The organism is Neobacillus niacini (assembly GCF_046591715.1).
GTDB classification, from domain to species: Bacteria; Bacillota; Bacilli; order Bacillales; family Cytobacillaceae; genus Neobacillus; species Neobacillus niacini_L.
The window spans coordinates 330,669-351,445 of the sequence record NZ_JAWVNQ010000003.1 but is presented as its reverse complement, the minus strand read 5'-3'; the positions used below and the strand labels follow the sequence as shown (position 1 = coordinate 351,445).

The following is a 20,777-nucleotide window of genomic DNA, read 5'->3' as shown; positions in this document are numbered from 1 at the left end:
ATATCGCTATAAATTTTCGATTTTTTTTAACCATTCACCTGTTTTAAAATGTACATAATAATAATTTATTAAATTATTTTCAGAACGGTAATAAATTTCCCATAATGGTATATTATTTTCCATCCCTAATCTAACTGAAATAATTTTTTGGGGATTTTTTTCTTCCAACAGCCGTTGTACGGCATCTTCTTTTGAAATACCGTTTTTACGTTTATCCCACATCACTTTTTTACTTTTCTCGGGGATCCAAACGATAATATTTTCACCTTTTTTATTTTTCCCCTCTAAAACATGGACAGTCTCTGTTCCATGATAAATATGAAAATCCTCCACACTGTTCAGCTCAACCTTTTCCTTTGCTAAGGTAACAGCTTTTTCTTCTGCCGTTTTTAAAGGTTCTTGGGCACCTGCATATACTTTAATAAAAACACCAACACAAATGACAATAAATATTACTATAGATAAGATAATTTTTTTCATTGTACTCCACTTCTTTCGAGCTGCGGCTCGGCTTTACATCTTTTATGTACGATATATGGTAAATACCGCTTTCTCTTGATCTTCTTGATCAAGTGCTAATCCAAACATTAAGTCCTTTTGTTTTAATGTTCGATTTAGGGCGTCAACAATTTTGTAAAGTTCAGGACTATGCTGAAGTTTAACAGTTGAGAGGATCTCTATTTTTGATTCCATTGTATTCCTCCTTTATCTCTTTAAAGCAATAATATCAGCTATAGTCTTCCTTTTCTACTGGAAAGGTGAATACTTCATAGTTATTTTCAGTAAATTTTATCGTTATGGTACCATGCTTTTTTGTAAAGAAGACTTCAGACCATGTATCTTGAAGGTCATAGATGATATCAGGGTCAGGCTGATATTGTTCTGACTCAAATAGAATTGAAATCTGTGGATTAACATGTTGAATTAACCTTTCCGATAACGAATCTTCCTTGGCCCAGTTTGGCACTTTAAATATAGTAACATCATCTAGATTTTTATTTAGTAACTTCTCTTCTACCTGCTGACTTGACGAAGTCATTAGAAATAGACGATGCTTAAAAAATTGCAGCGTAAAATCAATTCCTTCATTTGTTTCTTTCCCTGCATATAAAACCTCTGCAGATAGGTCTGGGAATAAAACTTGATTAGTACCCTCTACCCACGGGATTACTTTAACATCCTTAAAAGAATTCGTTATTTCCCTTGTTATTTCTGTCGTTGCAATCAATTGCTTTACCTTATATTTTGAAACGATTTGTGTTAATTGGTCAAGAAAAAAATTCTGAGTGTTTGTAATGATTAGTGTAGAAATTTCTTTAACCCCGTAAGTTTTAAGAACTTCCCGTAATTCATCAATGGTTTCTTCCCCACCCGTATTAACCAATATATTTTCACCATTGGATCCTTGAATAAGGGTTGCTTCTCCGTCACCAAGGCCCAAGTAAGTGACAGCCATTTCATGGTCCTTCAAATTCATATCAATACTTTCAACATTACCATATTCATAAGAAGAGGCACTGCCAATTGAAGTTAGCTGGAAAAAGATTGCTGCCGTAAGTAATAATTTTCTCATACACATACCTCCCATACTATTAGGATGTGTAATTTTTCCCAATTTCATTATAGCCATTTATAAATAATTTCGACTAATTCGTCAATATTTCCCCTTTTCATCGGTACAGGCGGTATTGACTTCAAGAAATCCTTACCATATTTTGCAGTAATAATCCTTTTATCAAAAACCATCATAATTCCCCTGTCTTTATCACTGCGGATTAACCGCCCAAAGCCCTGTTTAAATCTGAGAATCGCTTCAGGTAATGAATACTCCATAAAAGCATTTCCACCCTGCTGCTTTATTATTTGGCACTTTGCTTCCGTCAGCGGCTCATCTGGGGGGCTAAATGGCAATCTAACTATCACTAAACAGGATAGGTCTTCACCAGGGATATCGACTCCCTCCCAGAAGCTGCTTGTCCCTAGTAAAATGGCTTTCTCATACCGTTTGAAATTTCTTGTTAATCTAGAGCGGCTGCCGCTTGTAATCCCCTGTGCAATCATTGCAAAGTCACTAAGGAATCCACTTTCTTTAATAAGCTCATATGTTTTCTTTAACATGTCATGAGCCGTAAAGAGAATCAACATTCTCCCCTTTGTTGCCTCAGCGACCGTGATGATATGCTCTGTAATCGCAATGACGTAATCCTCCAGACCAGTTGCATTCACTTCTGGTAAATCTTCAGGAATTAACAGTTTCACCTGATTTTTATAATCAAAGGGAGAAGGAATCATCATTGTCTCTGCACTCTCTTTGGCGAGCCCAAATTCATTCATCATGTAATCAAACGAATTGTTAATTGTAAGGGTAGCAGATGTTAAAACAACCCCTTTTTTAACACTGAAAAACTTTTCCTTTAGTGATGCCGCAACGAATGCCGGCTGGGCATAAAAAGTGGTTACATTCTGTTGTGAGCGAAAATCAATCTCAATCCATTTCACATCATTAGATTCTCTAATAAAGCAATCCTGAACACTGTTTCTTAGTTCTTCTAGATCGTTACAAAAGGAGATAATTTCTTCCATTTTTCCTTTTTGCTTACTAGTTAGATTTTCTTTATAATTCTTAACGATGTCTAATCGTTCACTTATTGCACGCTGTAAATCTTTAATAAGAAAGGCAAACCTCTCTGCACTATGGATTAGTGCTGTTTTTTCTTTGCCACCTTTATCACGTGAAAACCGTACTTTTGCCCGATTTAATCCTCTTCTCTCAGGAGAACTTGATTTTGCATAAAGAGCCGTAAGCTTAAAGAATTCGTCCATTTCATAGGACATGTCTGCTGTTAACTGGTTCATTTTTATGGCAGACGTTAATGCTTCCTTGTTCACTTTGAGAGAATCCAGAATCAATTCTAATTCATGGAATAACAGCCGCTGGTCATCCTGGCCAAATTGACTTAGCAGCAACCGTGTCGTCAGGTAATCTAAGGTACGGCCAAAGTATTGGCTTGCAACCTTATCAAAATGATGTGCTTCATCGATGACAACATAGTCAAAGTTTGGGAAAAAGTTTTTTTCTGCAGAAAGATTACTCAATAAGAGAGAATGATTAGTAATGATAATATCGGCAGTCTCTGCCTCGTTCTTTGCACGTAAATAAAAATCCTTCTCCTGCCAAAGTTTACTCATCGCAAACATGGTTTGTTCATTTTTAATTTTATTCCAAAAAATAGTTCCGCCGCTGGAGAGGTTCAGTTCATCACGATCTCCTGTATTTGTTTCCGTCAGCCATACAAGGATTTGCATTTTTGTTAATGTCGTATCGTAATTATCATTTTCCTCCAATAAGGACAATGCAAATTTCTCTAAACTTATATAATGGTTTCTTCCTTTTAACAGAACAGCCTTTACCTCAAAAGGAAGAATTTTGGTTAATAAAGGAATCTCATTTTGGATAATTTGCTCTTGAAGCTGAATGGTGTGGGTACTTACCACGACAGGCTGCCTGTTTTCTTTTGCAAAATACGCAATAGGAAGCAGATATCCCAGCGATTTCCCTACACCCGTACCCGCCTCAATGAGTGTATGCCTTTTAGAATGGAATGCCTGGTGTACTCCATCCATCATTTGAAATTGTCCGATTCTCTTTTCATAAGCTGTAAAAGCCTTTTTAACCATCTTTGTTTTTTCTTCTTCACTTAGTGGAAATTGAAAATCACCTTTATATTCCCTGCTGGCAGATGATGAATGATTTTGAGTTTTTTTCAGGGCAAGTGAATTACATATTTCAAGGCGTTCATTCCATTTTTGACTGCTTGGATCTATGTTTAAAATGATTTCATCGATTAATTGCTGTAAATCGCTTTTAAGCCCTCCCGAGAGCTGAGAAAGCTGATTGAGAGTCACTAATGGTAATTGAGATAGCCGATTTACAAGAATAAGAAAAAGTTCCGCCGTAACCTGTGCATCACTATCCGCCTGATGCGGACGGTCATGCTGCAAGTCCTCTCTAACCGCTAAGTCTGAAAGCTTATAGCCGTCTGCTGTAGGAAAGATAATTCTTGCCATTTCTACAGTATCAAGGACTGAGCCATAGAACCCTTCAAAGCCTGCTTGAATTAATTCTTCCTGTAAGAATGACAAATCAAATAAAACATTATGAGCAACGAAATAAGCACCTTCTAACAATGAGTTAACCTTATGCGCTATTTCTGCAAATAATGGTGAGCCCTTTACCATCTCATCGTCAATGTGCGTTAACTCTTCAATAAAAGCAGGGATTGACCTATCGGGATTAATTAGTGATGAGAAACTATCAGTGATTTTCCCATCTTCTATAACCACAGCAGCAAATTGAATTATTTTATCCCCTTTTTTGGGATTATTTCCTGTAGTTTCCAAATCCACCACAACAAATTTATTTACCATTCTATCTAACACCTCATACCTTCATTCAAACGGTATCACAAAATAGCCTAAAAGAAAAAGAAAACCATACGTACAGTATATAAAATTATCATAAAAAAAGAAAAAATCCCCGGGTAGAGGGGATTCGTTACATAATGGTTAATGCAGGTTCAGCATTAATCATTTCTTTGATTTTGTTATTTTCATCCATAATAGCCACTTTTGGCTGGTGATATTGAACCTTATCTTCAGGAACTAAGCAATAAGAAATAATAATAACAATATCACCTTTTTGAACCAGCCGAGCAGCAGCACCATTTAAACAAACAACACCGCTGCCTCTTTCTCCAGGAATGATATAGGTTTCAAGTCTGGCCCCATTATTATTATTAACAATTTGCACCTTTTCATTTGCAATCATGCCCACAGCATCAAGTAAATCCTCATCTATAGTAATACTGCCTACGTAGTTAAGATTCGCCTCCGTTACCGTAGCACGGTGGATTTTCCCATTCATCATGTTCCGAAACATTATTTTTCTCCTCCAACTTTCTGACTAACATGTAAGATGATATTATCGATTAATCGAACCTTTGAAAATTTAACAGCAAGCGCAATGATACATGTGCCTTCTAAATTCTCAATTTCTTTTAATTGAGGATATGAGTAGATTTCTATATAATCAATTTGTCCTTGGGTCTCTGAACGAATCATGTTAGAAATTAGTTCCTTAATGGTAACAGGATTCCTTTCTCCTCCCTCTATGGCCTCTTTTGCGGCAGTCAGGCTTTTATAAAGTACGACAGCCTGTGTCCTCTCCTCAGGCAGTAGATTTACATTACGAGAGCTTTTTGCAAGTCCATCTTCCTCACGGACAATGTCTACAGGAATGATCTCAATTGGGAAATTAAAATCAGAAATTAATCCCTCCACTACTGCGACTTGCTGGGCATCCTTAATTCCAAAATAAGCTCTTGTTGGCAATACAATATTAAATAGCTTTGTTAGGACAGTAGCCACACCATCAAAATGACCTGGCCTGGATTTCCCGCACAAAACATCCGTACGTTCTTGTACGATTACACTAACGGATGTAGATTTGTGATACATTTCTTCCACGGATGGATAAAAAATGATGTCTACCCCTTCACATTCAGCCAATGATTGATCTCTGGCAAAATCTCTTGGATAGGATGCAAAATCTTCCGTTGGTCCAAATTGCAGTGGATTCACAAAGATACTTAAAACTACCAAATCATTTTCTAATCTAGCTTTATTTAATAGTGTTAAATGACCTTCATGTAAAAATCCCATGGTTGGCACAAACCCGATTGATTTTGAAGAAGATTTCTGTTTTAATATTTCTGCCTGCATTTCCTTTATTGTGGTAATGACTCTCATTTAATACCTCCGTAAAGTCCGCTTAACTCTCGTTCTTTCATGGTAAATGAGTGTTTATCTTCGGGAAATTGCTGTGCTTTTACTTCCTGTACATATGCTTGTATGGATTCAATAATGAATGGATTAAGATTGTAATATTGCTTTACAAACTTCGGTACTCTTTCCACACCATAACCTAAAATATCATGATAGACGAGTACTTGACCATCTACATCAGCTCCTGCTCCAATTCCAATAATAGGAATTGAAACATGTTTTGATACTTCCTCAGCCAGCTGCTTTGGTACACATTCAAGCACAATCGCGAAAGCCCCTGCTTCCTCACATTTTTTTGCGTCTTCCAGCAGTTTCATTGCCGCTTTTGCATCTTTTCCTTGGACTTTATAACCGCCTAATACGCCGACGGATTGAGGGGTTAACCCTAGATGGCTGCAAACGGGTATACCTGCCTTAGTAAGAGCTGAAATCTTTTCTATTACTTCATCTGCTCCTTCTAGCTTTACAGCATGTGCACCCGTTTCCTGAATCAATCTGCCTGCATTTAGCATTGTATCCTTAATAGATAAATGATAGGTTAAGAATGGCATATCTACGACAATAAAAGTGTCTTTTGCTCCACGCTTTACTGCTTTTGTGTGATGAATCATATCTTCCATCGTCACAGGTACTGTAGAATCATACCCAAGCACAACCATCCCAAGAGAGTCCCCAACTAAGATTAAATCGACTCCTGCTTGTTCTGCCTGCTTTGCAGATGGAAAATCGTATGCGGTTAGCATGACAATTTTTTCGTTATTTTCTTTCATTTTCAAGAAATCTGTACTTTGCTTCATCAACATTCCCTCCTTTTTAGTAGGAAGAGGGGATTAAAAAAGAGCAAATAAAAAGATCCTTCTGAAGGCAGAGGATCTTGGTACTCTTTTACATGTTCTATCCCTCTGTCCCGGTCCGTACTACGGATCTAGGCAGAAACCTTTTAAATTATGAAAAATAGTTTCAGGTGCAGCTCTTGAAGGATACCGCCCATAATTTGAATTATAAGAAAAAACTAGAGAAACCGCAAGTGAATTTTTACGTGACGTAATTAACTCTTTATATTTCTATATCAGCGGAGTATACTTGGTGTATTTTTCCATTATCGTCTTCGATGATTAAGACGCCGTCTTCTGTGATGCCTTGGGCTTTTCCTACGATTGAATGGGTAAGGGTACGTGCGGTAATTTTCCGGCCAATACTAATCGCATAACTTTCCCATAAAAGCTTAATAGGAAGGAATCCCTCTTCTAGATATAGTAAATACAATTTTTCCAGATTCATAAAAATGCCCTTAATTACATCAGCACGTGATACTTTTTCACCTTTTTCAATGAAGAGTGAGGTTGCAATGTTTTCTAGATCAGGTGGAAAGTCTTCTATTGTTTGATTGACATTCATTCCGATACCAATAATTATTGAATTAATACGATCGGCTTCTGCTTCAAGTTCAGTTAGAATTCCCGTTACTTTTTTTCCATTGATTAAGATGTCATTGGGCCATTTTATTTCTGGAAGCACCCCGGTAATATCCTCGATCGCCTGAACAATTGCCACCGCTGCTAATAGTGTTAATTGAGGAGCTTTTGGAAGTGGAATATTTGGTCTAAGAATGATACTCATCCATATGCCGGTATACTTAGGGGAATGCCATTTACGATTCATTCTTCCGCGTCCGGACAGCTGTTCTTCTGCAATAACCACTGTCCCTTCAGGTGCATCTTCATACGTCAGGCGGTGTGCAATCTTTTGTGTAGATTCTACACTTTCCTCATAGTGGATGTTTTTACCAATAAAATTTGTTTTTAATCCTAGTCTCAATTCATCTGCCGTTATCGTTTCCGGTGTCTTTACAATCCGATAGCCTTTCCGGCGCACTGCTTCCAATTCAAAGCCTTCTTTTCGGAGCTCTTCAATATGCTTCCACACAGCTGTCCTTGTGCAGCCGAGTAACTCTGCTATATGCTGGCCGGATAAGTAAGAATCTCCAGCATTGGTAAAGGCGTCGAGTAATTCTTTTCTTAGTTGTGATTGCACCCCATCAGCCACTCCTTAATATTTTTTTTGTTATTATGCACTTTTCCATATACTACCGCTTGCTCAGCTTTAAACAACAGTTCCTTCACCCATGGTCCACCACTTTTATTGTACCATTCAAGTAAATCTCTTCCTGTTAAGTCCATCTCCGAGCGTTCTTTTATTGGCAGCCCATCATACAGCCGAATTAGATGCTGAATGTTATCCTCACTTCTTATACCGCTTATAACAAGATATAGTTTTTCAGACGATATAAAAATATCCTTCGTTGCTGAATACAAATCATATGTAGACCAGTTGGTTTCAAATCTCTTAATTAGGTAATATAAAATAAGCTGAATATCCCTAATTTCCTTTAATGGGATTCGCCAGCCTCTAAGAAAAGCCTCTATTTCCTTTTTTTCTACTTTTAGGCAGAATAAGAGCAATACCCACATCTCACGTGTGTTCAACCTTTCAAGCTCATACTGTAACAATTCTTCAATACCTTCCTCTTGATTGGATAAGCCAGGGAGGTGAGCGTAGATTTTGGTTTCCAGTATTAATTTCAAAGCTTGTTTACGATTCATACCACTAAGCAGCTTATCGAATTCAGTTTGTTTCCGTTCGACAGCAATGTGGTCAAGCAAGTGTACCATTTTTCTTAGAGCACTTAGCGTTTCTTCTTCAATTTTGAATGCAAGTTGACTAACAAAACGAACACCACGCATCATTCTAAGTGCATCCTCTTGAAATCGATCTTCTGCTTTTCCTACAGTTTGAATGACTCGATTTTCAATTGCCCATTTACCTTGAAATGGGTCGATAAGGGTACCAGCCTTATCCATCGCAATGGCATTCATAGTAAAATCTCTCCGCTGCAAATCTTCTGTAAGGCTTCTAATAAATGCAACCTCTTTAGGTCTGCGAAAATCCTCGTAATCGGCTTCACTTCGAAACGTAGTGATTTCATAGGCTTGGTTCTGATGTAATACCAGAACTGTACCGTGCTCGATTCCAATATCAACAGTTTTCGAAAAAATCTGTTTTATTTCTTCGGGGGTTGCCGAGGTGGCAATATCAACATCGTTAATTTCCTTATTTAAAAGGAAGTCTCTGACAGATCCCCCTACAAAATATGCTTCAAAACCAGCAGCCTCTATCCTTTCTAAAATTGGTATAGCTGCTAAAAAAGGCTCCTTCATCCTAATCACCCTTAGTTTAAGAGCTTATAATATAATTGCTCATATTTTCCTACAATTTGTTGTGCTCTAAATTTTGTTTTCACAACAGATAATCCATTATTAGAAAATTCTTCATGAATCTGCTGATTACTTAAAAGGCTGATGGCTTTCTCAGAAATATCGTCTATATCCCCTATTTCACAAATGTATCCAGTCTTTTCATGCTCAATTACTTCGGGCAAACCGCCGACGTTTGTTCCGATACAAGGTACACCGCAGGCCATAGCCTCAAGAGCCACCAGTCCAAAGCTTTCTTTTTCAGATAATAAAAGCTTTAAATCACTAATAGAGTATAATTCAGCAAGATTTTCCTGTTTACCCAGCAGGTGAACTTTATCTTTTAATCCTAATTTTTTGACAAGCCTGCAAACAGGTGTCATTTCAGGCCCATCGCCTACAAGCAAAAGTTTTGCAGGCATACGGGCGGAAATCTTCGCAAACGTTTTGACGACATCCAGAACCCGTTTCACGGCTCGAAAATTAGAAACATGGATGACCACTTTTTCACTTTCTTTGATGCCAAATTCTTTCTTTAAATGATTGGCGTCTCTCTTCTGATAAATTCTTTCATCAATAAAGTTGTAGACCGTTTCTATTTGTTTGTCTGGCTGAATGAGCTCTTCGGTTTGCTCAATTAAGGATTTTGAAACTGCTGTTACAACATCAGATTTTTCAATTCCAAATTTAATAGCTTCCGTCAGAGATGGATCGTACCCAAGAACGGTTATATCTGTACCATGCAGAGTGGTAACAATTTTCACATCCACCTTAGACATCTGCTTTGCCAAGATTGCACACACCGCATGCGGAATCGCATAATGGACATGAAGAATGTCTAGGTTTTCTCTATTAGCGACCTCAGCCATTTTACTTGCTAAAGCAATATCATAGGGTGGATATTGAAAAACGGAGTATTGATTCACTTCAACCTGATGATAAAAAATATTATGATACATCCTATTAAGTCTAAACGGCATGCTCGATGAGATAAAATGGATTTCATGTCCCTTCTCAGCTAACATTTTCCCTAATTCTGTCGCCACGACTCCGGAGCCGCCAACAGTAGGATAACAGGTAATCCCAATTTTAAGTTTCCTCATTTTCAATCTCCCATCAAGTCACGATCTAAGAGGATAGGCACCTTTGATTTAAATCCTTCAGCATATTGAACTCCAACTTGTTGTCCAAATAGTCTCTCCCTCGCCTCAACGGTTTCAATGTATCCATTTACCAGGGGTGTTTTAACACTATTTTCTGTTTGCTCAAATTGGCTTTTATAGGCCCTTAAGGCTGATATTTTATATTCCATAGTATTTGATATATCAATAGTGAAATCTGGTTTATGGAAGCCATTTATCATATAAAAATACACTTTTGAAACCTTATGGGGTGTTTGGCTGCTCTCGGTATGGTATTTTCTGATACCTGCCGAAAAGACACTCTCTTCCACAAGGCGGGCGCAGTTTCCATGATCAGGATGGCGGTCTTCAAAATAAGGAGCAAAAACAATTTGAGGTTGATATTTTCTAATGACAGAAGCAATTCTTCTAATGAATTCTTCCTGCAGAAAAAGGCCTCTATCTGGCAATGCAAGTGACAATCGCTCTGTTACTCCTAATATTTTAGCTGCTTTTTTAGCTTCCTCTTTCCTTAACTCTATCGTCCCGTTTGAAGAAAGCTGCGCCTCGGTTAAATCACAAATACCTATTCTATATCCTCTGGATGTTAATTTTGCAATACTTCCACCCATGCCAATTTCTACGTCATCGGCATGGGCACCAAATGCTAATATATGTAAGGGTCTATCGCTCATCACTTTCACCGTTCTTATGAACAATATTTCTCCATTCTAAAAAGCCTTCGTCTAAGCCTCTAATCAGCAGTTCAGCAGTTCCCATATTCGTTGCTAAAGGAATTGAGTATACGTCACAAAGGCGAACGAGTGCTGTTACATCTGGTTCATGCGGCTGTGCTGTAAGTGGATCTCTGAAAAAGAAGATCGCGTCCATTTTATTTTGTGCAATCATTGCTCCAATTTCCTGGTCTCCGCCTAATGGGCCAGATTGAAATCTAGTAATCGGTAATCCTGTTGCTTCTTGTATTCTAAGACCAGTAGTACCTGTTGCAAAGAGGGTGTGCTCTTTAAAGATCGTTTGGTAAGCTGTTGCAAATTGTACAAGGTCATTCTTTTTATTATCATGTGCGATTAAGGCAATATTCATGGCAGTACTCCTATTCTAGAATATTTTCAAGTCCATACACAAAATCATTCTGCTTCATTACCGTCTCTACTGCTATTTTTACACCAGACATAAACGAGGTGCGATTATAGGAATCATGGCGAATGGATAATGTCTGACCATCAGAACCAAATAAAACCTGTTGATGTGCTACTAGGCCAGGCAGTCTCACTGAGTGAATGTGCATTCCATTAAATTCTGCTCCTCTGGCACCTTGAATCGTTTCTTTCTCATCCGGATGCCCCTGTTGTTTATCGTCTCTTACAGCTGCCATCATTTCTGCTGTTTTTACTGCTGTCCCAGATGGAGCGTCAAGTTTTTGATCGTGGTGAAGTTCAATAATTTCAATATCGGCAAAATACTTGGCAGCCATTTGTGAAAACTTCATCATTAACACAGCACCAAGTGCGAAATTCGGTGCTATGATGCATCCTAGTTCCTTTTCCTTACAAATACGCTCCAGTTCTTCTAGGTCAGCTTTAGTAAAACCAGTTGTCCCCACTACAGGTCTTACGTTATATTGAAGTGCGGTTCTAGCATGATGCATGCCCACTTCAGGTGTAGTAAGGTCAATTAATACATCACACTCAGTATTTTCAAGGCACTTCTCAATTGTTGAATACATAGGAACATTTTTTATTGAATGAAAACCATCTAAGTCACTTAACATGTGTTCATCGTATTTATGGTCAACTACTGCCATTAACTCAAAGTGATCCGTATTGTTTACCATTTTGACGGCTTCGCTTCCCATCCGTCCTCTAGGTCCCGCAATTATAATTTTCACACTATCCATACCGTTTTCACTCCTCATCCTTCTTTTCTATCCTCGTCCAGCGGTCTTTGTCCCTGGTATTAAATTTGTTCATGACATAATCGTGTGCTTCTTGTAAGTCAATGTTTAATGAGTTAGCTAAGCAAATAATGACAAAAAGAAGATCACCCAGCTCCTCCTCAATTGCTTTCTCCGTTTCACTAGATTTCTTAGGCTTCTCACCATATTGATGATTAACTTCTCTTGCCAGCTCACCCAGCTCTTCTGTTAACCGGGCTACCATCGCAAGCGGACTAAAATAACCTTCTTTAAATTGACTTATGTATATATCTACTTCCTTCTGCAGGTCTTTGATAGATTTGCCATTGACCACACACACTCACCTCTTTTAATAATGCAAAACAACTATACTAAATACATTAGCTAAAATATGTTAGTTTTACAAATTTTTTTTATTACTTATCCCTATCCTGCTCAAAATTGCTCTTCTATTATTAATTCGCTATAATAAAAGCCGCTGGCAGAGGGAAATCATAGTAAAGGAGGTAAATTATGATATTTGGTCTGAAAATGAAAAACGTTTTATTTATTTTAATTGGAACAGCAATTATGGCTTTTGGACTTGTCAATTTTAATATGCAGAATAAACTTGCCGAAGGCGGCTTTACGGGAATTACCCTACTTTTATATTTCATGTTCAAATGGGATCCATCCTATACAAACTTAATTTTAAATATCCCTCTCTTTTTTATTGGCTGGAAGCTACTTGGGAGAAATGCTTTTGTTTACACGATACTTGGGACAGTAGGCCTCTCTGTTTTTTTATGGATTTTCCAACGTTTTCCCATTGATATGCCGCTAAAGGACGACTTGCTGCTCGCTGCACTATTTGCAGGTGTTTTTCTTGGAATTGGATTGGGCATTATCTTTCGCTATGGCGGGACGACAGGCGGTGTCGATATCATAGCACGACTTGTCCAAAAATATGCAGGATGGAGCATGGGGAGAACCATGTTTATCTTTGACATTGCTGTAATCGGGGCATCTGTATTGACTTATCTCAATTATAAAGAGGCAATGTATACACTAGTAGCTGTATTTATTGGAGCCAGAGTTATTGATTTTATACAAGAAGGTGCCTATACGGCAAGAGGTGCGATGATTGTTTCTGATAGAAATGATGATATTGCGAAAAAAATTATGGAAGAAATGGATAGAGGCGTGACAGTTCTTAAGGGGTATGGTTCATTTACCAAAATAGAAAGAGAAGTTTTATACTGTGTGGTGGCTAAAAACGAAATCGTTCGCTTAAAAAATTTAATCACCTCCGTTGACCCTCATGCGTTTGTTTCTGTCACGGTTGTCCATGATGTTCATGGAGAAGGATTTACATTGGACGAAAACAAAAAGCCTATTGAGATATAGAATACCTCAAGCTCTTAGGAGGCTTAAGCTAAACAGCGAGAAAAGCAATGTCCGGGCTGGACATTGCTTTTATTCATCCTTATTAACGCTGGAGCGGTTCTTTCTCATGTTTTTTTCACCCTGGTATTTTCTAAAGCCTACATACGATAAAGTTAAGATAATGATACTGCCAGTAGAAATGATTACCCACCATAATGATGGATCAGCCTCATCTTCATCCATATTATCAAAAAGGTTTTTTAAATCCATTTCAAGACCTTCTAATTCTTCCTGGCTCTTTACATTACTAACAACCTCTGAACGATATTCATCAATGAAATTTATACGAGCATCAATTTTTTGAATATTCTCTGCTGAGACATCAATTTTCATACTTGGATAAATAACATTGTATAAGGACATAAAAGTATTAAAATTAGAGTGAAAATGTTCAGAATCACCCGTACTAGCCGCTGCCCTGGCTTCCTGGAAAGCAGTCATAATCTGGTTTTTCATCTCTGTCCAAAGTGGCTGGTGACTAGTAGCAATGGCATCCACTGCCAGACGAAACTTCGTTAGCTTTTGGACTCTTTCTTCATGATCCATATTTGTGCTGGAAGCTGCCTCCATTGCCTCATCATGAGATACCGTAATAATTCTTAGTTCATCCATCGTAAAAGGATATTCTTTGTTCATATCAGTGAATTGCTCTGAGAAATAACTCAATAGCTTTTTGCCATCATCATATCTCTGAAATTTAATCATTTGCAGTGCTTCGTCCGAGATATTATCTAACTTCTCTATCGGTGTGTGCTGATGAGCACTTACCGTCATGGGAGTGAGCATAATGACAATAACAAATATTAGCAACCATTTATACTTCAAACCTTGTCCCCCCTATCATTACTAATAAAATGTATGAAAGGGTGGACAAGGTTAGACCATCTTTTATCCTATCAATAACTATTTTAATTCTAGTTTAAACGCATTAGGGCGTAATACAAAATAATAGCCAATACCTACTGATACAACCGACAGCCAAAATGTAAAATAACCAATTTCAGGTGTAACTTCATTTAACATGTGGTATCGAGGAAGCATAAAAAATACATAGTCAATTACGTCATTATGCAGAGTCCAGATTGCTGTTACGATTAAATGCCACCATTTAAAGCGATAGAAGGGTGAATACAATATTGCTTGAATGGCCATGGCTAAGTGAGAAAAGATTAACATAACGCCAATCCAATCAAGCTCTCCTTGGACAAAAAAGACTAAGAGATTCATGACAACCGCCCAAATCCCATACTTAAATAAGGTAACTATCGCAAGTGCTTCTACCAAGGGCCAGTTCCTTTTTAACAAAAACGCTGCTAAAACAAAGCAAAAAAATAAGCTTGCTGTGGGGCTGTCAGGAACAAAAATAAGGAAAATAGCTGGAGTTTCTTTTAATTGCCAGCCATACCAAACATATCCGTATATCGTTCCAGCAATATTGATGAGCAACAAAAGCAGTAAAAATGATCTATTTGCTAAGAGGGGATAAATCCACTTCACATCTCTTCCTCTTTTCATCGTTTATATTAATAATAAAAGCTGACGAGAGTCCGTCAGCTTTTACAAATTTTATTCTTTGCCTAAGTTTGCGATGTATTCAGAAAGTTTCTTAAGCTGTTCATCGTCACCTTTGAAGATTCCAGCCGGCATAGCTCCTTTACCTTCTTTTGCAATTTTTGCAATTTCCTCAGCAGATAAGCCAATGTCAACTAAAGTTGGTGCAGCTGCTCCACCCTGGAAGGCATCACCGTGACATGATAAACAAGTATTTTCTGAAGCAATTTTGTATTCTTCAGTTGTCTTGTCAATGTCAGCGGTAGCTACGATTTTACCGTATTCTTTTGCAGCTTCCCAGTCATGTGTAACAACAGACTGCCAAGTTAAAAATGTAATCGCAGCTAAAGCTAAGAGCATAAAGCCTGTAGCTAATGGACGCTTACTTGGACGGCGTTCTGGTCCACGATCGAGGAATGGTGCTAATAATAGTGCTCCAAAAGCTAATCCAGGAATAACCATTGCTCCTACTACTGTATAAGGTCCAGCCGCAAATTCATACTTCAGTAATTGATACAAGAACAAGAAGTACCAGTCTGGCATCGGAGTGTATCCTGTATCTGATGGGTCTGCAATCCTTTCAAGTGGACTTGGATGTGCAACTGTTAAACATAAGATCCCAACAAGAAATACTGCACCTACCAACCATTCTTTTAAAAGGAAGTTAGGCCAAAATGCCTCTGTTTTACCAGGGTATTCTGAGTAATCTTTTGGAATATTCTTCTTCGTACGGGCCTCAGGTGCCAATACACGAGAGTCACCAACGAACTTCATTCCTTTACCGCGATGCATCGAACAATCCCCCTCCTTTATTCGTAAATTAAGATTATTAATAGATCAGAATCAATTTAAGAGTATTATAGTGGTCCAGAAATACCCTGTTTACGAATCATCATGAAATGAGCTGCCAATAAGCCAAATAAAGCAGCAGGTAAGAAGAACACGTGAATCGCAAAGAAACGAGTTAAGGTTTGAGCACCAACAATGGTCTCATGACCCGACAGTAACGTTTTCAAATGAACACCAATAAACGGTGTAGCTTCAATAATTTGAAGTGTAACTTTTGTAGCGAACAACGCTTTCATATCCCAAGGTAATAAATAACCTGTTAATCCTAAAGCCAGCATGATGAAGAAAATTAGAACTCCAACAATCCAGTTTAGTTCACGAGGTTTCTTGTATGCGCCTTGGAAGAAAACGCGTAATGTATGTAAGAACATCATTACAATAACTAAACTAGCACCCCAGTGGTGCATACCGCGTACAATTTGTCCAAAAGCTACCTGGTTTTGAAGGTAGAATACAGACTCCCACGCGTTTTTAATGTCTGGTACATAGTACATTGTTAAAAACATACCAGATAAAATTTGAATCACAGTAACAAAGAATGTCATACCGCCAAAGCAGTATACAAACGCAGAAAAGTGATGCGCTGGATTGACATGCTCAGGTACCTCATGATCTGCGATATCGCGCCACAAAGGCGTAATATCTAAACGTTCATCTACCCAATCGTAAATTTTGTTTAACAATGATTACGCCTCCTTCGTACGTGGTTCAGCTTTTCCTAAATAAAGCAAACCATCTTTTTCTTGAATAGGATATACATCCAGTGGTGCGATTGGCGGTGTACCCTTTACATTCATTCCATCCTTTGTATAACGGCCAAAGTGGCATGGACAGAAGAATTGGTCAGGATGTCCTTCGTCTGACGCCCAGCCTACAGTACAACCTAAGTGTTTACAGACAGGAGAAAGGGCTACAATATTATCTTGTTCATCCTTATAAACCCATGCAGTATTGGTAACGTCTGAAGTGTACCATGCATCTACCTGCTCAAACGTGAAATCAACTCGTTGTGGTTCAGTAGTAATGTCAGCAATTTTCATTGGAGTTGCAATAAAGTCTCCACCTGCTTTTGCTGATAATACTGGGTCAATTGCAAAACGAACCATTGGCATTAACATTCCTGCCGCCATAAATCCCCCAACACCTGTCAAAGTGTAGCTTAAAAACTGTCTTCTTGATACGCGATGCTTACTCATGCTTATCCCCCCTCTATTCACAAGTTAAGTCCATCGGACATAAATTAAACACATATAAAACTAGGACATAACAATGATATATCAAACTTTTTCCTAGGTCAATATCATACTATTTTAAAAACATGTTATTCCGAAAAAGATTTATTCTTTTTCATACCACTTTTGAGTAAATAGACTTAACAGCTGTTTCACTTGGCTCTCAATCATAGAAATCTTTTGTTGATCATTCAAGTGCTCAAGCGGTAAGGAAGGAATCCAAATTAATGAACCAGAAAGGTCCTTTTCATATAATTTCCAATCGCTCTCAGAAGTTATGTAAAAAATATGCTTAAATTCGTTTTTTACGATATTTTCTTCCCATTTCTTTACCTCGAGAAAGGTTTCTTCCGGCCGTTCATTCTTTAAATATGTAAAGGGTGGAAGTAACAATAATCTTCCTGTAAATTGTCTCTCTAAGTAACTAGTAAGTAACGTAATGAATTCAGCACTAGAGGCTGATTGCTTCATATCATTTCCGAATGATACACAGTATAGGGGAACGACTGCTGTATCCACGTATTCTTTTGCAGTTAAATATGTTTCTATATCCTTTGAAACCCACTTCATTATGACACCAGCCCTTTTCTGTTCATTGACTCTATCATATCACTTTTTCGAAAGAAACATAAAATGAATTGGGCAAAATTTCTTTTGATTAATAAAAATGGAAGCCTGCTTATCGCAGGCTTCCATTTTGCTCTGTTTCTTTAAGTTGATTCAGCTTTTCAGTTAATGCACGAAAAGCTGTTTTATCCTGCTTATCAAGTGCTTCATCAATTAACTGAAGCAGCTTCTCTCGCTGAAACCGCTCAATGCTGTTTTGTAAAAATTGTTCTGCTACAATACCGTCTTTTTCATTTACTTGGAGGTGCTTTGGTACAAATGGGTTTTCTTCTAATACGGCCGCATATTGATGCGCTTGATTAGAAGCATGGAAGTTTAATTGAATAAAAATATCTTCGTCACGATTTAACCGAATATCATGAAAGGATTTTTCAGCATCAGTAGTCATTACATTCTCTTTATAAAAGCGAAATGGTACTTTATCTACGCAGTGTGTTGACATAATTAAACCGCGTGGACAATACTGTGCTTGCTCTACAAAATGAACCTTCTCCATCAATTGGTCGTGACTCATTAAATAATTAAGAATCCAAACACACTCTCTTCTTTTTAATTGATAATGATTTAAAAACCAACGAATAAAGTCCTTTTTCTCGTTGACAGAAACAGGGGTTGCCATATATAGTTTCCCTCCTCTGTATATTCAGCTTTTTTATTATTTCTCTCTACTTAAAAGACGGTCAAGCAAATCAGCATATTCTCCATTTGTAGGATCACCTTTTTGTAACTGTTTAAAAATTTCGGCAGCAAGGTCGGTTTTTCCTTCCTCAATTAGAAAATAACCGTAATCGTTCAAAAAAGCTTCATTATTCTTAAAAAAATTATATGCACTTTCATATTTGTCTAATGCATAGGAATATTCCTCTAACTTTTCATAGGCAATGGCAGAGTCCCAAAGGAGCTGGGGTTCCTCGTCCTCTGCAAAATCGAGCTGTGATATTAAATCAATTACCGCTTCATACCTTTCCTGCTGAAAGAAGAGCTTATTTAGTGTAAGGGCAGCTTCTGTGAAGCCTGGATCTAATGCAAGTGCCTCGCGGAAATACTGTTCCGCCAACTCTTGATTTGCAAGCTTAATGGAAATTTTACCGCCAAAGAAATACAAATCCTTATTATATTCATCCTGCTTAATGCCTTCTTGAATCGTCGAAAGACTATTTTCAAGTTCTTCTTCCCGTTCGTATGCCTTTGCTAGATGTAAGTAAAGGGAATGGTATTCCGGGTCAAGCCCTTTTAATTCCTCGAATTTTTCTATTGAAGTCCGATTGTATCCTGCTTGCAGTGCTGTAAAGGCATAACCAAATAGTGTATTGATTTCTAATTTCTCATCAATTGCTTTGTCATAATGTGCTAAGGCTTCTTCAAATTCCCCTGATGCACTAAGAAGCTCTGCCATTCTTTGAAAAATGGAAACACCTGCAATTTCGGAATACTCCTTTAAAACTGCCTCATATGATAATAATGCTTTTGTTACTTCTCCTTGTTCACTATAGAGCTCACCTAAAGCGAAATCAATGATAACCTCATCAGGCAGGATTTCTTTTGCTTTCAGCAATTTCCTTTCACATACCTCATATAATCCTTGAACTTGGTATAAATCAGCTAAAAGCAAGAGAGATTGTCCAAAGCTGGGGTCGTGTTCGGAGATTTTTTCTAATTCAAGTATGGCTTGTTCATCGTCCCCTGACTCCACTAAAATCTCACCTAACAAGACGAGAAGTTCTCCCTCCTCTGGATAGATGGTCAATAGATTTTCGACTAGCGCCTTTGATTCATCTAAGAAGCCGAATTGGAACATTTCTTCTGCAAGTAGGAATTTTTCATCGGGCTGACCTTTGGTTAATACAACATTATATTCATTTATGGCTTCAATATGTTGACCGCTTTCCAACATTGAGATAATTTTATTTATTCTGTCCATGATCTCTATCCTCTCGGTTCCCTTGATTGACTATAAAGCAAAATATGATGGGGTACGCACCCTAACATGTTCTCCATATCCAGGTTTAAATAAAACCTCTTCTCCTGCTCGTATTACTTTTCCCTTGTTTACTGTCACTACAAGTCTATTACTATGATAAAGAAATAAAGCCTCTTCATCAACATTCATGATTTCACGTGCTTTTAGATATAAATTATAACTTACTTCTGATCCATGCAGTAAGCTTGACTTTTGTGGATATAAACCTATCTTGTTTAACACATGAAGTGACAACGGCTTCTTCTCTATTAGTTCCTCATATATGGCTGGGATTTTTTCTTTTTTCATTATTCCCTTCCATTTCGACACAGCACCCTTTGCTTCCTTCTTCAATTCGGCAGAAATTATTGGAACAAGAGGACAATTATAAGGGAAAAGAGCTTCCCTAATCCACCCCCATGGAATATTATTCAATTCATTAAGCTGATTAACTTCTATAAAAATGGCTGGTACTCTTTCTCGCTTACACTTCCTTATAAAAGAAGGAGTTAAAAGGCGAAGAGGAATTCTAACACTTATAAGGAAGTCGATTGGACTGCTAATAAGCGCCGTTTTTGTTTCATTAATTTTTTTTGATAATTCACTTTCGTAAGAAATCGAAATATAGGTAAGTAAGGTGGTACACCCTTTTTTTAGGAAATGATTTATCAAATACTTCCGAAATTCCTGATAGGAAGCATTTAGAGGAATGGTTGAATCTAATAGTACGTAAGATGGGGTCATAATAAAAGATTCTGCACTCATTTTCATTCTTTTTTTATGATGATTCTGAGTATACTTTGCGGCTATATGAGTTCCTTTAATCAAAAGCGATGATGTAGTTAGTTCACTTTCCCTTAGAATATTGGCATTTTCAATTATATACTCCATCCTGCCACCCCTTCCTTAAGCTAAAGGTTCTTAAGACAAGCTATGTGCTAATCTTAAAAACTATGACAGGAAAAATTAGACAGAAAA

Annotated in this window: 24 protein-coding genes; 1 reads left to right on the top strand and 23 read right to left on the bottom strand. The window is 37.6% G+C overall.

Going from position 1 to position 20,777, the window contains the following annotated elements; all coding sequences use genetic code 11:
* Positions 1-6 precede the first annotated feature (6 nt).
* From SFC47_RS11670 to SFC47_RS11605, 14 genes are all read right to left on the bottom strand, one after another.
* Positions 7-480 (bottom strand): cell wall elongation regulator TseB-like domain-containing protein, encoded by a 474-nt coding sequence (locus tag SFC47_RS11670; protein ID WP_411254438.1) that lies wholly within the window; start codon positions 478-480, stop codon positions 7-9.
* Between the two features lie 42 nt (positions 481-522).
* Positions 523-693, bottom strand: a complete 171-nt coding sequence (locus tag SFC47_RS11665) for a YpmA family protein (RefSeq protein WP_411254437.1) — start codon at positions 691-693, stop codon at positions 523-525.
* A gap of 34 nt (positions 694-727) precedes the next feature.
* Positions 728-1,573, bottom strand: coding sequence for a ComEC/Rec2 family competence protein (locus SFC47_RS11660; RefSeq protein WP_411254436.1), 846 nt, complete (start codon positions 1,571-1,573; stop codon positions 728-730).
* A gap of 47 nt (positions 1,574-1,620) precedes the next feature.
* On the bottom strand, positions 1,621-4,428 hold the full coding sequence (dinG, locus tag SFC47_RS11655) for an ATP-dependent DNA helicase DinG (protein WP_411254435.1): 2,808 nt from the start codon (positions 4,426-4,428) through the stop codon (positions 1,621-1,623).
* A 127-nt stretch (positions 4,429-4,555) separates the two neighbouring features.
* On the bottom strand, positions 4,556-4,939 hold the full coding sequence (gene panD / locus SFC47_RS11650; RefSeq protein ID WP_411254434.1) for an aspartate 1-decarboxylase: 384 nt from the start codon (positions 4,937-4,939) through the stop codon (positions 4,556-4,558).
* A complete protein-coding gene (gene panC, locus SFC47_RS11645; RefSeq protein ID WP_411254433.1) occupies positions 4,939-5,808 on the bottom strand; it encodes a pantoate--beta-alanine ligase in 870 nt (289 codons plus the stop codon). The genes panD and panC overlap by 1 nt, the downstream gene beginning before the upstream one ends.
* The gene (gene panB, locus SFC47_RS11640) at positions 5,805-6,641 is read right to left on the bottom strand and encodes a 3-methyl-2-oxobutanoate hydroxymethyltransferase (RefSeq protein ID WP_411254432.1); all 837 of its coding nucleotides are present in this window, start codon (positions 6,639-6,641) and stop codon (positions 5,805-5,807) included. The genes panC and panB overlap by 4 nt, the downstream gene beginning before the upstream one ends.
* A 259-nt stretch (positions 6,642-6,900) precedes the next feature.
* Positions 6,901-7,878, bottom strand: coding sequence for a biotin--[acetyl-CoA-carboxylase] ligase (locus SFC47_RS11635; RefSeq protein ID WP_411254431.1), 978 nt, complete (start codon positions 7,876-7,878; stop codon positions 6,901-6,903).
* Positions 7,863-9,062, bottom strand: a complete 1,200-nt coding sequence (locus SFC47_RS11630; protein ID WP_411254430.1) for a CCA tRNA nucleotidyltransferase — start codon at positions 9,060-9,062, stop codon at positions 7,863-7,865. Before SFC47_RS11630 ends, SFC47_RS11635 begins: the two co-directional genes overlap by 16 nt.
* Before the next feature lie 11 nt (positions 9,063-9,073).
* Positions 9,074-10,201 (bottom strand): N-acetyl-alpha-D-glucosaminyl L-malate synthase BshA, encoded by a 1,128-nt coding sequence (gene bshA / locus SFC47_RS11625; protein ID WP_411254429.1) that lies wholly within the window; start codon positions 10,199-10,201, stop codon positions 9,074-9,076.
* A gap of 2 nt (positions 10,202-10,203) precedes the next feature.
* Positions 10,204-10,914 (bottom strand): bacillithiol biosynthesis deacetylase BshB1, encoded by a 711-nt coding sequence (gene bshB1, locus SFC47_RS11620; RefSeq protein ID WP_411254575.1) that lies wholly within the window; start codon positions 10,912-10,914, stop codon positions 10,204-10,206.
* Positions 10,904-11,323 (bottom strand): methylglyoxal synthase, encoded by a 420-nt coding sequence (gene mgsA, locus SFC47_RS11615; protein ID WP_411254428.1) that lies wholly within the window; start codon positions 11,321-11,323, stop codon positions 10,904-10,906. The genes bshB1 and mgsA overlap by 11 nt, the downstream gene beginning before the upstream one ends.
* A gap of 10 nt (positions 11,324-11,333) precedes the next feature.
* Positions 11,334-12,137, bottom strand: coding sequence for a 4-hydroxy-tetrahydrodipicolinate reductase (gene dapB, locus SFC47_RS11610; RefSeq protein ID WP_411254427.1), 804 nt, complete (start codon positions 12,135-12,137; stop codon positions 11,334-11,336).
* Between the two features lie 7 nt (positions 12,138-12,144).
* Positions 12,145-12,489: a nucleotide pyrophosphohydrolase gene (locus tag SFC47_RS11605; RefSeq protein WP_411254426.1), complete on the bottom strand. Its 345-nt coding sequence runs from the start codon at positions 12,487-12,489 to the stop codon at positions 12,145-12,147.
* 179 nt (positions 12,490-12,668) lie between these two features.
* Here SFC47_RS11605 and SFC47_RS11600 point away from each other — a divergent pair, with 179 nt between their 5' ends.
* Complete coding sequence (locus SFC47_RS11600; RefSeq protein ID WP_411254425.1) at positions 12,669-13,541, top strand: YitT family protein; 873 nt, start codon at positions 12,669-12,671, stop codon at positions 13,539-13,541.
* Positions 13,542-13,610: 69 nt separating this feature from the next.
* Here the strand turns inward: SFC47_RS11600 and ypjB are convergent, their stop codons facing one another.
* The 9 genes from ypjB to SFC47_RS11555 all read right to left on the bottom strand — a co-directional run bounded on the left by ypjB (position 13,611) and on the right by SFC47_RS11555 (position 20,690).
* Complete coding sequence (gene ypjB, locus SFC47_RS11595) at positions 13,611-14,405, bottom strand: sporulation protein YpjB (protein ID WP_411254424.1); 795 nt, start codon at positions 14,403-14,405, stop codon at positions 13,611-13,613.
* 78 nt (positions 14,406-14,483) lie between these two features.
* On the bottom strand, positions 14,484-15,077 hold the full coding sequence (lhaT, locus tag SFC47_RS11590) for a lipoprotein heptaprenylglyceryl N-acetyltransferase LhaT (protein ID WP_411254573.1): 594 nt from the start codon (positions 15,075-15,077) through the stop codon (positions 14,484-14,486).
* A 69-nt stretch (positions 15,078-15,146) separates the two neighbouring features.
* A complete protein-coding gene (locus SFC47_RS11585; protein ID WP_411254423.1) occupies positions 15,147-15,923 on the bottom strand; it encodes a menaquinol-cytochrome c reductase cytochrome b/c subunit in 777 nt (258 codons plus the stop codon).
* A gap of 65 nt (positions 15,924-15,988) precedes the next feature.
* Complete coding sequence (gene qcrB / locus SFC47_RS11580) at positions 15,989-16,663, bottom strand: menaquinol-cytochrome c reductase cytochrome b subunit (protein WP_411254422.1); 675 nt, start codon at positions 16,661-16,663, stop codon at positions 15,989-15,991.
* 3 nt (positions 16,664-16,666) lie between these two features.
* The gene (locus tag SFC47_RS11575) at positions 16,667-17,182 is read right to left on the bottom strand and encodes a QcrA and Rieske domain-containing protein (RefSeq protein ID WP_411254571.1); all 516 of its coding nucleotides are present in this window, start codon (positions 17,180-17,182) and stop codon (positions 16,667-16,669) included.
* A 135-nt stretch (positions 17,183-17,317) separates the two neighbouring features.
* Complete coding sequence (locus tag SFC47_RS11570) at positions 17,318-17,782, bottom strand: YpiF family protein (protein WP_411254421.1); 465 nt, start codon at positions 17,780-17,782, stop codon at positions 17,318-17,320.
* Positions 17,783-17,891: 109 nt separating this feature from the next.
* Positions 17,892-18,458 carry a ReoY family proteolytic degradation factor gene (locus SFC47_RS11565; protein WP_221822658.1) on the bottom strand — a complete coding sequence of 189 codons (567 nt, stop codon included), beginning with the start codon at positions 18,456-18,458 and terminating at the stop codon, positions 17,892-17,894.
* Between the two features lie 36 nt (positions 18,459-18,494).
* Positions 18,495-19,760 (bottom strand): tetratricopeptide repeat protein, encoded by a 1,266-nt coding sequence (locus SFC47_RS11560; protein ID WP_411254420.1) that lies wholly within the window; start codon positions 19,758-19,760, stop codon positions 18,495-18,497.
* A 30-nt stretch (positions 19,761-19,790) separates the two neighbouring features.
* Positions 19,791-20,690, bottom strand: a complete 900-nt coding sequence (locus tag SFC47_RS11555) for a hypothetical protein (RefSeq protein ID WP_411254419.1) — start codon at positions 20,688-20,690, stop codon at positions 19,791-19,793.
* Between the last annotated feature and the right edge of the window lie 87 nt (positions 20,691-20,777).

What these genes read in the sequence shown, in the direction of transcription:
- SFC47_RS11670 (WP_411254438.1), bottom strand. Translation starts at nt 480, where the DNA reads ATGAAAAAAATTATCTTATCTATAGTAATATTTATTGTCATTTGTGTT.
- SFC47_RS11665 (WP_411254437.1), bottom strand. Translation starts at nt 693, where the DNA reads ATGGAATCAAAAATAGAGATCCTCTCAACTGTTAAACTTCAGCATAGT.
- SFC47_RS11660 (WP_411254436.1), bottom strand. Translation starts at nt 1,573, where the DNA reads ATGAGAAAATTATTACTTACGGCAGCAATCTTTTTCCAGCTAACTTCA.
- dinG (WP_411254435.1), bottom strand. Translation starts at nt 4,428, where the DNA reads ATGGTAAATAAATTTGTTGTGGTGGATTTGGAAACTACAGGAAATAAT.
- panD (WP_411254434.1), bottom strand. Translation starts at nt 4,939, where the DNA reads ATGTTTCGGAACATGATGAATGGGAAAATCCACCGTGCTACGGTAACG.
- panC (WP_411254433.1), bottom strand. Translation starts at nt 5,808, where the DNA reads ATGAGAGTCATTACCACAATAAAGGAAATGCAGGCAGAAATATTAAAA.
- panB (WP_411254432.1), bottom strand. Translation starts at nt 6,641, where the DNA reads ATGAAGCAAAGTACAGATTTCTTGAAAATGAAAGAAAATAACGAAAAA.
- SFC47_RS11630 (WP_411254430.1), bottom strand. Translation starts at nt 9,062, where the DNA reads ATGAAGGAGCCTTTTTTAGCAGCTATACCAATTTTAGAAAGGATAGAG.
- bshA (WP_411254429.1), bottom strand. Translation starts at nt 10,201, where the DNA reads ATGAGGAAACTTAAAATTGGGATTACCTGTTATCCTACTGTTGGCGGC.
- bshB1 (WP_411254575.1), bottom strand. Translation starts at nt 10,914, where the DNA reads ATGAGCGATAGACCCTTACATATATTAGCATTTGGTGCCCATGCCGAT.
- mgsA (WP_411254428.1), bottom strand. Translation starts at nt 11,323, where the DNA reads ATGAATATTGCCTTAATCGCACATGATAATAAAAAGAATGACCTTGTA.
- dapB (WP_411254427.1), bottom strand. Translation starts at nt 12,137, where the DNA reads ATGGATAGTGTGAAAATTATAATTGCGGGACCTAGAGGACGGATGGGA.
- SFC47_RS11600 (WP_411254425.1), top strand. Translation starts at nt 12,669, where the DNA reads ATGATATTTGGTCTGAAAATGAAAAACGTTTTATTTATTTTAATTGGA.
- SFC47_RS11585 (WP_411254423.1), bottom strand. Translation starts at nt 15,923, where the DNA reads ATGCATCGCGGTAAAGGAATGAAGTTCGTTGGTGACTCTCGTGTATTG.
- SFC47_RS11570 (WP_411254421.1), bottom strand. Translation starts at nt 17,782, where the DNA reads ATGAAGTGGGTTTCAAAGGATATAGAAACATATTTAACTGCAAAAGAA.
- SFC47_RS11565 (WP_221822658.1), bottom strand. Translation starts at nt 18,458, where the DNA reads ATGGCAACCCCTGTTTCTGTCAACGAGAAAAAGGACTTTATTCGTTGG.
- SFC47_RS11560 (WP_411254420.1), bottom strand. Translation starts at nt 19,760, where the DNA reads ATGGACAGAATAAATAAAATTATCTCAATGTTGGAAAGCGGTCAACAT.
- SFC47_RS11555 (WP_411254419.1), bottom strand. Translation starts at nt 20,690, where the DNA reads ATGGAGTATATAATTGAAAATGCCAATATTCTAAGGGAAAGTGAACTA.